Source organism: Streptomyces sp. NPDC029014, from assembly GCF_055564695.1.
Genome location: NZ_JBVHVT010000085.1, coordinates 25,638 through 38,552, shown reverse-complemented (window position 1 = coordinate 38,552; position 12,915 = coordinate 25,638). Strand labels below are relative to the sequence as shown.

The 12,915-nt window shown below is 74.6% G+C and carries 10 protein-coding genes and 1 riboswitch; of the genes, 7 read left to right on the top strand and 3 right to left on the bottom strand.

Annotated elements, in window-relative coordinates; translation table 11 throughout:
- Window positions 1–101 precede the first annotated feature (101 nt).
- On the bottom strand, window positions 102–710 hold the full coding sequence (locus tag ACZ4VL_RS33225; protein ID WP_468207549.1) for a hypothetical protein: 609 nt from the start codon (window positions 708–710) through the stop codon (window positions 102–104).
- A 450-nt stretch (window positions 711–1,160) separates the two neighbouring features.
- Between ACZ4VL_RS33225 and ACZ4VL_RS33220 the strand changes: the two genes are divergently transcribed.
- A complete protein-coding gene (locus tag ACZ4VL_RS33220; protein ID WP_468207547.1) occupies window positions 1,161–1,808 on the top strand; it encodes a hypothetical protein in 648 nt (215 codons plus the stop codon).
- Window positions 1,805–3,307: a protein kinase domain-containing protein gene (locus ACZ4VL_RS33215; RefSeq protein WP_468207544.1), complete on the top strand. Its 1,503-nt coding sequence runs from the start codon at window positions 1,805–1,807 to the stop codon at window positions 3,305–3,307. Before ACZ4VL_RS33220 ends, ACZ4VL_RS33215 begins: the two co-directional genes overlap by 4 nt.
- On the opposite strand, the gene ACZ4VL_RS33210 is transcribed toward ACZ4VL_RS33215, so the two are convergent.
- Window positions 3,283–5,766 (bottom strand): YfhO family protein, encoded by a 2,484-nt coding sequence (locus ACZ4VL_RS33210; protein WP_468207542.1) that lies wholly within the window; start codon window positions 5,764–5,766, stop codon window positions 3,283–3,285. The genes ACZ4VL_RS33215 and ACZ4VL_RS33210 overlap by 25 nt on opposite strands.
- 224 nt (window positions 5,767–5,990) lie before the next feature.
- On the opposite strand from ACZ4VL_RS33210, the gene ACZ4VL_RS33205 reads away from it, so the two are divergent.
- Together ACZ4VL_RS33205 and ACZ4VL_RS33200 are read left to right on the top strand one after the other, a co-directional pair.
- Entirely contained in the window at window positions 5,991–6,617 is a 627-nt protein-coding gene (locus ACZ4VL_RS33205; protein WP_468207539.1) for a SurA N-terminal domain-containing protein, read from the top strand.
- 49 nt (window positions 6,618–6,666) lie between these two features.
- A complete protein-coding gene (locus ACZ4VL_RS33200) occupies window positions 6,667–7,674 on the top strand; it encodes a nucleoside triphosphate pyrophosphohydrolase (RefSeq protein WP_468207536.1) in 1,008 nt (335 codons plus the stop codon).
- Window positions 7,675–7,778: 104 nt separating this feature from the next.
- Here ACZ4VL_RS33200 and ACZ4VL_RS33195 read toward each other — a convergent pair whose 3' ends face one another.
- The gene (locus ACZ4VL_RS33195; protein ID WP_468207533.1) at window positions 7,779–8,990 is read right to left on the bottom strand and encodes a globin domain-containing protein; all 1,212 of its coding nucleotides are present in this window, start codon (window positions 8,988–8,990) and stop codon (window positions 7,779–7,781) included.
- A 119-nt stretch (window positions 8,991–9,109) separates the two neighbouring features.
- Between ACZ4VL_RS33195 and ACZ4VL_RS33190 the strand changes: the two genes are divergently transcribed.
- The 3 genes from ACZ4VL_RS33190 to ACZ4VL_RS33180 all read left to right on the top strand — a co-directional run bounded on the left by ACZ4VL_RS33190 (window position 9,110) and on the right by ACZ4VL_RS33180 (window position 12,693).
- Window positions 9,110–10,384, top strand: coding sequence for a cytochrome P450 family protein (locus tag ACZ4VL_RS33190; RefSeq protein WP_468207530.1), 1,275 nt, complete (start codon window positions 9,110–9,112; stop codon window positions 10,382–10,384).
- Window positions 10,385–10,486: 102 nt separating this feature from the next.
- On the top strand, window positions 10,487–11,533 hold the full coding sequence (locus ACZ4VL_RS33185; protein ID WP_468207527.1) for a transglycosylase family protein: 1,047 nt from the start codon (window positions 10,487–10,489) through the stop codon (window positions 11,531–11,533).
- Window positions 11,534–11,809: 276 nt separating this feature from the next.
- A riboswitch (cyclic di-AMP (ydaO/yuaA leader) is annotated at window positions 11,810–11,977 on the top strand.
- Window positions 11,978–11,979: 2 nt separating this feature from the next.
- Window positions 11,980–12,693 (top strand): transglycosylase family protein, encoded by a 714-nt coding sequence (locus ACZ4VL_RS33180; RefSeq protein WP_468207523.1) that lies wholly within the window; start codon window positions 11,980–11,982, stop codon window positions 12,691–12,693.
- Window positions 12,694–12,915: the final 222 nt, after the last annotated feature.

The window sequence follows — 12,915 nt, the reverse complement described above, 5'->3', positions numbered from 1 at the left end:
CCTCTCTTCCCGTTCTTCTCCCTAGCCCTCCCCCCCCCCCCCCCCCCCCCCCCCCCCCCCCCCCCCCCCCCCCCCCCCCCCCCCCCCCCCCCGCCGGAGCGTCAGACCTGCTCGACGGACTTCGGATCGGCCGGGGGCTGCGGCCGCTCGTCGGGGGCGACGAGGGAGTAGTCGGTGCTGTCGTACACCTTGCCCGTCCGCTGGTAGCGCCTGAGCAGGTACGGGGTGCCCGCCAGCGCCACGTGATCGGTGATCTCGGAGCCGTTCGCGTCGGTCGAGACGAACACCGCCACCTGGCGGCCGTCGGACCACGTGTCCTTCTCGCGCCGGATGTCCCTGCGGTCCAGGGAGTACGCCTTCCCCGGGGCCCCGCCGGCCGTGCAGAGGCCGGTGAGGCGGCCGGCCGCGGGGTCGGAGGGGGACACCTTGACCCAGCGCCCGGCCGCGCGGGCCGCCGCCCGTTCCGCGTCGCCGCCGGGCCGGTCCGCGTAGTGGTCGCGCAGGAAGCCGAGGTCGCCGTTGAGGAGGAGGACGCCGTCGACCAGGTGCAGCTGCGCCGAGCCGGCCCGCAGCGTGGTGACGCTGCCCGCGCAGACCCCGCCGGTGGTCAGGGTGAGGCTCGCCTGCATCTTGCGGTCCCCCGACGTGGCGTGGACCTCCGCCGTCTTGACCGGGGCCTGCCCCGTGGCCTCGTACGCGTCGCGCAGCACGGCGGCGGGATCGCGGCCCGCCAGGACGTCGGCCGTCGCGGACGGCGACGGCGACGGCGACGAGGCGGAAGCGGAGGCGGTGACGGAGGCCGACGCGACCTTCCCCGGCTGCGGCCCGCAGGCGGCGCAGGCGAGCAGCGCTGCGCCGACGAGCGCGGCGGCCCCGGATTTCCTGGTGAGCAGAGCGAGTTCCCCCGGACAAGTGGTCGAGAGGGCCGAGGTTACCCCGCGGGTACGTTCCCCCGTCGACCGGATATCCGGGCCGCGGGCCGCGGCCCGGTGCCCGAGCGCGGAGAGTGCGCCGGCCCGGGGTGCGCCGGGGGTGCGCCGCGCCGCCGCGGGCGCCAGTGCGGCAAGCCTGCAACGGTTGCGCGCATCCCCTCGATGGCGGCCGGAAACGCTGTATACCCTCAGACCTGAACTTGTCGACACGGTCCGTCAGGAGCAGCGATGCACGGCCCCGGCCTCCCGCCGCAGCATGGCCCCCAGCCCACCTCCGGGGGTGTGGTGGCACTGCGCGTGCTGTTCGCCCTGATTCCCGTCCTGAGCTGCGGCTTCCTCGGGTGGGCCGCGTTGCTGCGGCTGGCGATCCTCACCCGCCGGACCGCGGACTGGGTCCTGCTGGTCGTCAACTTCCTGCTGACCGTCGGCTGGATCGCGCTGATCGGTGCGGACCCGACGCCCAACACCGACGGCTGGCAGGGCAACACCGGTGCCCTCGGTGTGATCTGCACCGGCGTGGTGACGTGCATCTACTTCCTGGTGGCGGACATCCGCCACTACGAGAACAGGGCGGCCCGCGCCGCCGCCTGGTACCCGTCGCAGTCCGCCCCGTACGTGCCGCCGCAGCAGACCCAGCCCTCGCAGCCCGGGTACGGCTACCCGCAGGCGCAGACCCAGCCGATGCAGCCCCGCCTCCAGACCCAGCCCGTGCCGCCGCAGCCGCAGCCGCAGACGCCGGCCCCGGGCCCCGGTCCCGTCAACCCGCCGCGCATCGGACAGGTCCGCGCCGAACTCGACGAGCTGAGCGAGCTGCTGCGCAAGCAGACCCCGCCGCCCACGCCGCCCCGCCCCGAGGGTGAGGGCCAGGGCCGGTGACGGGCGACGACCGGATCATCGGCGAGCGCTACCAGCTGGCCTCGCTGCTCGGCCAGGGCGGCATGGGCCAGGTGTGGACGGCGTACGACCAGCGCCTGGACCGGCGCGTGGCCGTCAAGCTGCTGCGCCCCGACAAGGTGGCCGGGCCCGGCTCGGTCGCCGACGAGCTGCGCCGCCGCTTCGTGCGCGAGTGCCGGGTCACCGCGCAGGTGGACCACCCGGGTCTGGTCACGGTCCACGACGCGGGCAGCGACGGCGACGAGCTGTTCCTCGTCATGGGGTACGTCGAGGGCGAGAACCTGGCCGACCACCTCGCCGCCCGTGACGGCTACCCCTGGCAGTGGGCCGTGGCGGTGGTCGCGCAGCTGTGCGGGGTGCTGTCCGCCGTGCACGCGGTGCCGATCGTGCACCGCGACCTCAAGCCGCGGAACGTGATGATCCGCCCCGACGGCACCGTCCTGGTCCTCGACCTCGGTGTCGCCTCGGTGATGGACACCGACACCACCCGCCTCACCAGCACCGGCACGCCGATCGGCAGCCCGGCGTACATGGCGCCCGAACAGGCGATGGGCGGCGCGGTCGGCCCGTACACCGACCTGTACGCCCTGGGCGTGCTGCTGTACGAACTCCTCAGCGGGAACGTCCCGTTCGCCGGGTCCACCGCGCTCGGCGTGCTGCACCGGCACCTGTACGAGCCGCCGGTCCCGGTGCGCCGTACCCGCCCGGAGATCCCGCACCAGCTGGAGGCGGTCCTGCTGCACCTGCTGGCCAAGGACCCGCAGGACCGGCCCGCGTCCGCGCAGCAGGTGTACGAGGCCCTCGCGCCGCTGCTGCCCAAGCAGGGCACCCCGGCCGCGACCCTCGACCCCACCCGTCCCTTCCTGCGCCCGCACGCGCCCTGGCCCGACCGGGCCGCGGCGATCCCGCCGCAGCCGACCGCGCCGCCGTCCCGGCCGGACATCCCGGCCGCCGTCGACGAGGCCCGCAGCCTCCTCGACCAGGGCCGGCTCACCCAGGCCGTGGACATCCTCGGCGGGATCCTGCCGGCGGCCGCCGCGGAGCACGGGGAGCACTCGCCCGTGGTCCGCAGCCTGCGCAAGCAGTACGCGGCCACGCTCATGGACGACGGCCAGTACCGCCGCGCCCTGCCCGAACTGCGCCGCCTGGCCGAGGAGTTCCCGGCCGGTGACGCGCAGGCGCTGCGGTTCCGCTACGACGCGGCCCAGTGCCTGGAACAGCTCGGCGAACCGGCCGCGGCGCTGGCGGAGTACCGCTCGCTGCTGCCGCTGTTCGAGAACCACTACGCGAACCCGGACCCGGGGCTGCCGCTGGAGGTCCGCCGCCGGATAGCGCACCTGCTGCTGTCGCTGGGCGACCGGGCGGCCGCCCACGACACCCTGGCCCGGCTGCTGTTCGACGCCGAGCGGGTGCACGGCCCCGGGCACCCGTTCTCCGCCGAGGTCCGCCGCACCCTTCAGTGGCTGGGCCGGGTCCGCTGACGCCACCGCCACACCGCCGGGCCGGCCACCACCAGCAGGGCGGCCGCGGCGGCCGCCGTACCCGGTAGCAGGCCCGGCGGCCGGAACGTGCACGCCACCTCGGTGGTGCCGGCGGCCACGGGCACGGCGACCAGGCCCAGGTGGGCCGCCGCCGGTCGGCCGTTGCAGGTCCAGCCGGCGATGGCGGGCGCGGCCAGCACCGCCGTGCCCTCGGACGCCGGGGGCAGGGTGGCGCGGACGCCCGCCGGGCCGATCCGCACCGACTCGGCGGCCCGTGCCCGCAGCCCGGCCACGGCCGTGTCCAGTCGCCCGCGGTCCAGGCACGACAGCGTCCAGCGGGTCGGCGCCGGGGCCTCGAAGACGAGCGCGGAGGATGCGCCGTGCGAGGGGCCGAGGGGCTGCAGGGCCGCCCGGTTGCGGGGCGCGCTGCCGTTCAGGCGGAAGGCGGGCCCGTCGGCGAGGCGGGCCTTCGCGTTGTACTCGGGGGCCCACAGGAAGGCCTCGGTGCCCGCGCGGCACACCCCGGGCCCGACCGGGTCCTCGTACACCCGGGCGCCCAGCAGGAGTTCCTGGTTGGCGAAGGGCGACTCCCCGTAGGCGGGGGCGGGGCCGGGCGGGCGGAGCGTGACCAGGGGGAGCGTGTCGGGGCGGGCGATCGTGCCGTCCGGCCGGAGCCGGGCGCCGACCCCGAAGAGGGCGTCGGTCACCGGGTTGTCGATGCTCTGCACGTTGCGTCCGCGCGAGGTCCAGCCGGCGCCGAGAGCGGCCATGGTGCGGGTGAACACGTCCGGGGTGTGGCTGCTGTAGTAGGCGCCGCCCTCCCCGCCCAGCAGCAGCGGGTCGTTGCCCGACAGCGCCGGGCGGCCGGGGTCGGTGCGGTACGCGGGCCAGCCGTCGGCCCCGGCCAGGGCGGCGGCCCGGGCGGTGTGGGCACGGCCCCAGGAGGGGTAGTCGTCCAGCCCGCCCAGCTTGCCCCGGTGGCCGAACGCGGTGGTGGCCGCGGCCTGTCCGGCCAGGACGGCGGCCAGGACGGCCACGGCCGGCGCCGTGAGCCGGCGCCGCGCGGGCGAGGGCGCCCGGCCGGGGGAGGAAGCCCGGCCGGGCGGTACGGGAGCGGCGGGCGCGGGCCGCAGCAGCCACCAGGCCGCCGCGGCCAGGGCGAGGCCGCCGCAGAACAGGGCGAGCCCCCAGCCCGTGGCCAGCGGGCTGCGGCTCGCCGCGAGGGCCGCCGCACCCAGCACCGCGGCCCCCGCCGTGAGCGCCCGCGGCCCCGGCGGCCCGCCGGCCAGCGCGGTCCAGGCCGCGATGACGGCGATCCCGGCGAGCACGAAGGTCTGCCGGTACGGGCTGCCGTTGGGGGTGGCGAACACGTGCCAGGCCAGGTGGGTCGGCGTCCACTGGAAGGAGACCAGCACCGCCGCGACCAGGCCCGTCCACCACAGCCGGGAGCGCAGCGGCACTCCGCGGTGGAAGGGGAGGGCGGTCACCAGCAGCAGCGTGCCCGTCCCGACGAAGACCGCCGGGGAGGAGAAGGAGTAGGTGCCGGGCAGCAGGCGGGCGAACACGTCCGCCCACGGCACCGGCCGGAACTCTCGGCTCCACCCGGGGTAGGCCTGCCGCGAGCTCAGGAACAGCGGCACCAGCACCGGGGCGGACACGGCGATGCCCAGCAGGATGGCGCCCGCCGCCCGCACCACCACCGACAGCCGCTCCCGCACCTCCGGACGCGTGAGCACCACCCGTACCAGGAGCACCAGCGCAGCGCCCAGGGTGGCCATGTAGGCGGTGTAGAAGTTCGCGGTCCAGCACACCGCGGCGACGAGCACGGCGGCCGTGAACCGGCGCCGGCGCAGCGCCCATTCGCCGGTCAGGCACAGCGTCGGGAAGGCGATCAGCCCGTCCAGCCACATCGGGTTGTACGCGGCCTCGATCACCGACCAGCCGCACAGCGCGTACGAGGCCCCCAGCAGCCCCGCCGCCCACCACGGGCCGCGGGCCTGCGTGCGCAGCAGCCAGGCCATGGCCGCCGCCGCGGCCGCCGCCTTCGAGACCGTGACGACGTACACCGCGAGGTCGATGTCCTGCCGCGGGAAGAGGGCGACGAGCGGGGCGAACGGGCTCGCCAGGTAGGTGCCGAAGTCCGGCAGGAAGCTCGTGCCGTAGCCGGACTGCCAGTTGAGCAGCAGCCCGCCGCGGGCCCGCCCGTGCAGCAGGTCCCACAGGTGGGCGTGGAAGGGGACGAACTGGTTGCCGAGGTCGTTGACGCTGCGGTGGCGGCGCCCGTAAGGGAAGACGCGGGCGGCCGCGTCCCCGGCGCAGACGGCCACCGTGGCGAGCAGGGCGGCGAGCGCCGAGCCCGCCAGGCTGGGGCGGCGCGGGGAGCGGCGCGCGGATTCCGGCCGGGACCGGACCGGCGGCCGGAGCGGCGGGCGGTGCGGCGAGCGGAGCGGTGTCGACATGGTGGGCCGACCCTGCCACCCGCGGGGGACCCGGGGGTGGCCGCAGGGTGGCCCGGACACCAACCCTGGACGCCGACACGCGCGCCGGACGCCGCCGCGGGCGTACCGCGACACCCCGGGAATCGTTGGTCGAACCGGTGGCTCGGACCACCCGGACTGCATACCATCGATCACCGCACGGCCTTTGTGCACCGACGCACAATCTCCCGGCCCTGGAGGCTCCTTTGCACCGTCGCACTGCGCTCTCCGTCTCCGCCGCCCTGCTCGCGGCGGCCCCCCTGCTCTCGGCCTGCTCGGGCGGGGCGCACCCCGGCACCGCGGCCGTCGTCGGCGGCGAACGGATCACCACCTCCGCGCTCCAGGCCCAGGTGAACGACGTCCGCGCCGCACAGAACCGGACCGGCGGGGCCGCGGCCCAGCTGATCCAGTCCTCGCCGGGCCTGGAGCGGGTCAAGCTCAACAAGATGCTGCAGACGGCCGTCCTGGAGCGGGCCGCGAAGGACGCGGGCATCACCGTCAGCCGGCGCGAGCTCGAGGAGTTCCGCGACGAGCAGCTGCAGAGGGCGGGCGGCGCCGAGCGGCTGGAGGCCTCCGCCCTCGAACAGGCCTACCTGGCCCCCGGCCAGATGGAGGCGGACCTCCGCTTCAAGCTGCTGCGCGACAGGCTCTTCGCCCACTACGGCAGCGAGACGAAGGCCGTGGAGCAGCTCGCCACGGCCGCGAAGGACCTGCACATCGAGGTGAACCCGCGCTACGGGGTGTGGGACGCGCAGCAGATCATCCTCGGCGACCAGGTCACCCCCTGGGTCACCCAGCGGACCCGGCCCGGGCCGGCCCCCGCCGGGGCCTGAGCGCCCGGGGCCCGGCCGCGGGCGGCGGGGAGGGAGGTAGGTTCGGAGGGTGAACTCCCACGCCGCCGCCCCCGCCCCCGCCCCCGAGCCGGCCGACGAGACCGCCGCCGGCCGGATCGTCCTGCTCACCGCCAGCCACCGGGTCGCCCCCGGCCTGCTGTCCTGGCCGGCCTGGCAGACCCTGCACGCCGCGGACCGGGTGCTGTGCACCGATCCGGACCACCCGCAGCTGCCGTACCTGCGCGAGGCGGGAGTCGAGGTCGCCATCGACAGCCCCGACGCGCAGGGCCTGGTCGAGGCCTGCGCCGGCGGGCGCACCGTCGTGCTGATACCGGCCGGCGAGGGCGAGAAGCGGCTCACCGACGGCCTGGCCCGGATGGCCGGCTCCGGCCGGGTCGCGATGCCCGACCTGGAACTGCTGCCCGGCTCGTACGACCTGCCCGGCGCGCGGCTGCTCGACCTGGTCCAGGTGATGGACCGGGTGCGCCGCGAATGCCCGTGGACCTCGCGCCAGACGCACGAGGGGCTGGTGAAGTACGCGATGGAGGAGGCGTACGAGCTGGTCGAGGCCATCGAGGACGGGGACCGGGAGGAGCTGCGCGAGGAGCTCGGCGACGTCCTGCTCCAGGTGGTCTTCCACGCGCGGATCGCCGAGGAGCACCCGGACGAGCCGTTCTCCGTGGACGACGTGGCCGGCAGCCTCGTCGAGAAGCTGATCCACCGCCACCCGCACGTCTTCGGGGACGCCGAGGCGCGGACCGCGCAGGACGTGGCCGAGCACTGGCAGCGCACCAAGGCGGTGGAGAAGCAGCGGGAGTCGGTCACCGACGGGGTCCCGCTGGGCCAGCCGGGCCTGGCCCTCGCGGCCAAGCTGGCCGGGCGGGTCCGGGCGGGCGGCGTGGCCGTGGAACTGCCCGACGGCGAGGGCATCGGGTACGAGCTGCTGCGGATGGCGGCCCGCGCCGAGGCGGCGGGCGTCGACCCCGAGACGGCGCTGCGCGCCGCGGCCCGCGCCTACCGGGACGCGATCCGCGCGGCGGAGGGCGTCGACGCGTAGCGCCCGGGAGGGGGCGGGGTCCGGAACGGGCGGCGGGCCCGGCGGCTGCGCGGGAGCGGCGGCGGCGAGGGACCGGCCGTGGCGGGAGCGGCCGCGGTGCGGGCTCAGCCGTGGCGCGGGGCGCGCCGTGACGGGTTCAGCCAGTGAGGGTCGGGGCGGTGCAGGAACCACTCGCCGAAGCCCAACGGCCGCCCCTGCGGCCCGCGGCCGGTGCCGGCGGCGGGCAGGGTGTCGTGGAAGATCCGGCCGGGCCGGGCGCCGAGCTCCTGCAGCAGGTGCACGGTCTCGTCGACGAACACGGGCGGGCCGCTGAGGTAGACGTCCTGGTCGGGCCAGCGCCCGCGGTTGCCGAGCGCGGTCGCCAGCCGGGCGGTGGCCTCGTCGCGGTGTCGCCCGGGGGCGGGCGTGATGTAGGTGACGCCGAGCCAGCGGAAGGCGGCGGCGTACGCGTCGATCAGCGGGCGGTCGTAGAGGTGCGCGGCGTCCCGGGCCACGACGAAGAGCCGTACGGCCCGGTCGGGGGGATGGCCGGTGAGCTCCTCCAGGAGGGCCCGGACGGGGGCCCAGCCGGTTCCGGCGGCGATCAGGCTGACGGGCCGGTCGCCGCGCCGGAGGGTCAGCGACCCGCCGGCCGCGCCGAGCCGGAGCAGCTCGCCGGGACGGGCCTCGCGGACCAGGGCGGTGCTGAGCCGGCCCTGCTCGATGCGGCTGACGTGCAGGTCGAGGGTGCCGTCGGGGCGCGGGGCGTTGCCGATGGAGTACGTGCGCCAGGTCCGCGGGACGCGCGCGCTGCTCACGCTCGTGTACTGGCCGGGCCGGTAGGGGAAGGGGGCCGCGGGGCGCAGGGTCAGGACGCCGATGTCCTCGCCGTAGGTGAGGTGGCGCACGATCTCCGCGTCCCACCAGGGCGGGTCCTCGCCGGCGGCGGCGCCCGCGGTCATCGCGTCGGCGATCACCTGGTAGGCCTCGGACCAGGCCTTCTCCACGTCCGGGGTCCAGGCCGCGCCGGAGGTCTCGGCGAGCGCGGCGAGCAGGCTGGCGCCGACGGCCGCGTAGTGCTCGGGGCGGGCGAGGTACTTGCGGTGGTCGCGGCCGAGGTCGTTGAGGTAGGGGAGCAGGCTCTCGTGTTCCAGGTGGGCGATGACATGGGTGAGGGCGGCGAAGAGCCGGTCGCGCTGGCGCTGCATGTCGTGGGCGGAGGACGGGAACAGCGCGCGGAGGGCGGGGTTGTGCCAGAAGAGGTGGGAGTAGAAGTACTTGACGGCGTGCTCGGCCCGCCTCTCCACCACCGCGAAGCTGCTTTTCAAGATCCTCACATCCACGGAGGGAAGTAGGAACGGCGGACGGGGCGGCGTCAAGCGTCGGCAGATCTGCGGACAGCCGCGACGAACAACCCATATGGGACGGCGTCCGGCGGTCGGGATACCGTCGACGGGTGCACGAGCCGACCCCCGCAGCCCCCGAAGACCCCGCTCCCTCCCAGGGCCCGACCCTGTTCGACTGGGAGTTCGCGACCGACCCCTACCCCGCGTACGCCTGGCTGCGCGAGCACTCCCCGGTGCACCGCACGAAACTGCCCAGCGGGGTCGAGGCCTGGCTGGTCACCCGGTACGCCGACGCCCGCCAGGCCCTCGCCGACCAGCGGCTCAGCAAGAACCCGGCGCACCACGCGGAGCCGGCGCACGCCAAGGGCAAGACCGGGATCCCGGGGGAGCGCAAGGCGGAGCTGATGACGCACCTGCTGAACATCGACCCGCCGGACCACACCCGGCTGCGGCGGCTGGTGTCGAAGGCGTTCACCCCGCGCAGGGTGGCGGAGTTCACACCGCGGGTGCAGGAGCTGACGGACCAGCTGATCGACGCGTTCGCCGGGCGGGGTGAGGCGGATCTCATCCACGAGTTCGCCTTCCCGCTGCCCATCTACGCCATCTGCGAGATGCTCGGCGTACCGCGCGAGGACCAGGACGACTTCCGCGACTGGGCCGGGATGATGATCCGGCACGGCGGCGGCCCGCGGGGCGGGGTGGCCCGTTCGGTGAAGCAGATGCGGACCTATCTCGGGGAACTCATCCACCGCAAGCGGGACGATCTGGGCGATGACCTCATCTCCGACCTGATCCGGGCGAGCGACCACGGGGACCACCTGACGGAGGCGGAGGCCACCGCCATGGCCTTCATCCTGCTGTTCGCCGGCTTCGAGACCACCGTGAACCTCATCGGCAACGGCGTCCACTCCCTCTTCATGAACCCCGGCCAGCGCTCCCGCCTGCAGGAATCCCTCGCCGCCGGGGAGCACGGCCTGCTGCAGACCGGGGTCGAGGAGCTGCTGCGCTACGACGGCCCCGTGGAGCTGGCCACCTGGCGGTTCGCCACCCGACCGCTGACCCTCGGCGGTCAGGACATCGCCGTCGGCGACCCGGTCCTCGTGGTGCTCGCCGCCGCCGACCGGGACCCGGAGCGGTTCGCGGACCCGGACACCCTGGACCTCTCCCGCGCCGACAACCAGCACCTGGGGTACGGGCACGGGATCCACTACTGCCTGGGCGCTCCGCTCGCCCGACTCGAAGGACAGACGGCACTTGCGACTTTGCTGACGCGTCTGCCCGATCTGGAACTTGCGGTTCCGTCAACTGACCTTCGATGGCGCGGTGGTCTGATCATGCGTGGCCTACGCACGCTTCCCGTCCGATTCACACCCCGAAACATCTGAACACTTCCTGAAGGAAAGTCAGGTTCTTGCTCAACTTGTGACAATCGTTCGAAGGCCGCTAGGTTCTGCCGTTACCCAGCCGTTATGCGAAAGGTGCTGCACATGCGTTCCGGGAACGGCCGCCACAGACGCCCCCGCCAGGTACCCGCGATTGTCGTCACCGCCGGAGTCACGGGCTCCGCACTGGCCATGCCACTGCTGGCCGCCACCGGTGCGAGCGCAGCGGAAGCCGCCACCTGGGACAAGGTCGCCGAGTGCGAGAGCGGGGGCACCTGGAGCGCGAACACCGGGAGCGGCGCCTACGGCGGGCTCCAGTTCACCCAGGAGGAGTGGAAGAACGCGGGCGGCGAGGAGTTCGCCGAGCGCGCCGACCTCGCGAGCCGGTCCCAGCAGATAGCCGTCGCCGAGCGGGTGCTCGGCGGCCAGGGCCCCGAGGCCTGGCAGAACTGCGCCGCCCAGGCCGGGCTGTCCAAGGAGGCCCCCGCCGCGGACGTGGACCCCGGCGCCAAGGGCCAGTACCGGGCCGTCGGCCAGTCCCAGAGCCGCCCGGACTCCGAGGTGCCCAAGAGCGGCTCCGGCAACCGGGCCACGGACTACGGCGCCCCGACCCCGGCGCCGGACTACACGCTCCCGCCCGCACCCGCGGGTCCGTCCACCGGGCTGCCCGTCATGCCCGACCCGGACGGGACCACCACGGCCCCGACGGTCCCGCCGGTCTTCCCCGGCGACCCGAGCGCCAACCCGGTCACGCCCACCCCGACCGCGCCGGGCACCCCCGGCACCCCGGACGCCTCCGCGCCCGGTACCCCGGGGTCCCCGAACCCGGGCGGCAACCCGGGCGGCAACCCGGCCGATCCGGCGAACCCCTCCGCCCCGTCGGCACCCGGCACGCCGGGCGCACCGGGCGCCTCGACCGACCCGGGAGCCGTCCCGAGCACCCTCGGCACCGGCAAGCACCGTGGTGCGGCGGCCGTCGAGGCCTCGCCGGCCTCGTACACGGTCAAGGAGGGCGACAGCCTGGCGACCATCGCGAACACCAAGGGCGTGAAGGGCGGCTGGGGGGCGCTGTACAAGGCCAACGAGCAGGTCATCGGTGGTGACGCCAACCTGATCAAGCCGGGGCAGAATCTGGATCTAAACGAGCAATAGGGGCAGTTGGGACACCCGGAAAGCGTTGAATGTCCGGTTCGTTCAAATGAGACATGCATCTCTTCCGGTCAACTGGCGTGTCCCACCTGAAGGCTTGGGCGAACCCCGCCCCCACCTGCGCAAACACCCCGAAAAGCAGCGCAAGTAGGGGCCTTCTCTCCCCGATGTTCCTCGTTGAACATCGGGGAGAGTCATGTCTACGGTCTGAACCGCTCGCCACCGCGGGCCCCTTCGACCGCATCGCCGAATCCTGCCGGCGGGCGGAGGGAACACACGTCGCGTCAAGCGCCGAAGGCAGGAGCGGGGGAACCAACGTAGGTGCCGGGAAGGGCCGTTGAAAGACGGCGCGGACCGGCTTGGGGTGAAGCAGCGCGTCACAGCGCGGCCGGGCACTCATCCGCCCGAACCCGACAGCTCACCTCGCAGGCGTCGGTGAGGAGAACTCCATGCTGCTTTCGGGCAAGGGCAAGCACCGTCGCGCCACCGCCATCGAGCGGACCACCCGCATCGTGACCCTCGCCGGCGTCGCGGGTGTCGCCGTCGCCGCGCCCCTCATGGCCGCGGGCACCGCCTCCGCCGCCACGTCCTCGGAGTGGGACCGCGTCGCGCAGTGCGAGTCCGGCGGCAACTGGTCCATCAACACCGGTAACGGCTACTACGGCGGCCTGCAGTTCTCGGCCTCCACCTGGGCCGGCTACGGCGGCAAGTCGTACGCCCCGCAGGCCAACCAGGCCTCCAAGGCGCAGCAGATAGCCGTCGCGGAGAAGGTCCTCAAGGGCCAGGGCAAGGGTGCCTGGCCGGTCTGCGGCAAGGGCCTGTCCAACTCGGCCTACTCCGGCGGCGGTTCGACCACCACCAACAGCACCACCACCAAGTCGACTCCGAAGACCGAGACGACCAAGAAGACCCAGCCGAAGAAGACCGAGACCAAGAAGGAGACCTCCCGCACCGAGGTCCCCACGACCCGGTCCGAGCGCTCCGAGGCCCCCGCCCCGAAGACCGGCAACGGCTCCTACGAGGTCAAGGCCGGCGACACCCTCGGCACCATCGCCGAGGCCCACAACGTCAAGGGCGGCTGGGAGAAGCTCTTCGAGCTCAACAAGGACATCGTCTCCGACGCCGACCTGATCTTCCCGGGCCAGAAGCTGAAGCTCGGCTGAACATCCCGCGAAGCCCCGCGTGCGTGACCCGCGCGGACTTCCGCGGACGGTCACCGCACGTGTGAAGCACACCGCCCGGCGCGTATCCCCCCACGCGCCGGGCGGTGGTGCGTGTGCCCCCGACAGCGGTCGGAGGCGGCCCGAATGAGGGTCCGTATGTCCCGGAAGCGGGGTATTCGGGCCCTTTTTCGTCCCAGGGTCCGGGCGGTCGGCCAGCCGACG

Excerpts from the sequence above, each read along its gene's own strand:
- ACZ4VL_RS33210 (WP_468207542.1), bottom strand. The coding sequence starts at position 5,766 with ATGTCGACACCGCTCCGCTCGCCGCACCGCCCGCCGCTCCGGCCGCCG.
- ACZ4VL_RS33220 (WP_468207547.1), top strand. The coding sequence starts at position 1,161 with ATGCACGGCCCCGGCCTCCCGCCGCAGCATGGCCCCCAGCCCACCTCC.
- ACZ4VL_RS33180 (WP_468207523.1), top strand. The coding sequence starts at position 11,980 with ATGCTGCTTTCGGGCAAGGGCAAGCACCGTCGCGCCACCGCCATCGAG.
- ACZ4VL_RS33185 (WP_468207527.1), top strand. The coding sequence starts at position 10,487 with ATGCGTTCCGGGAACGGCCGCCACAGACGCCCCCGCCAGGTACCCGCG.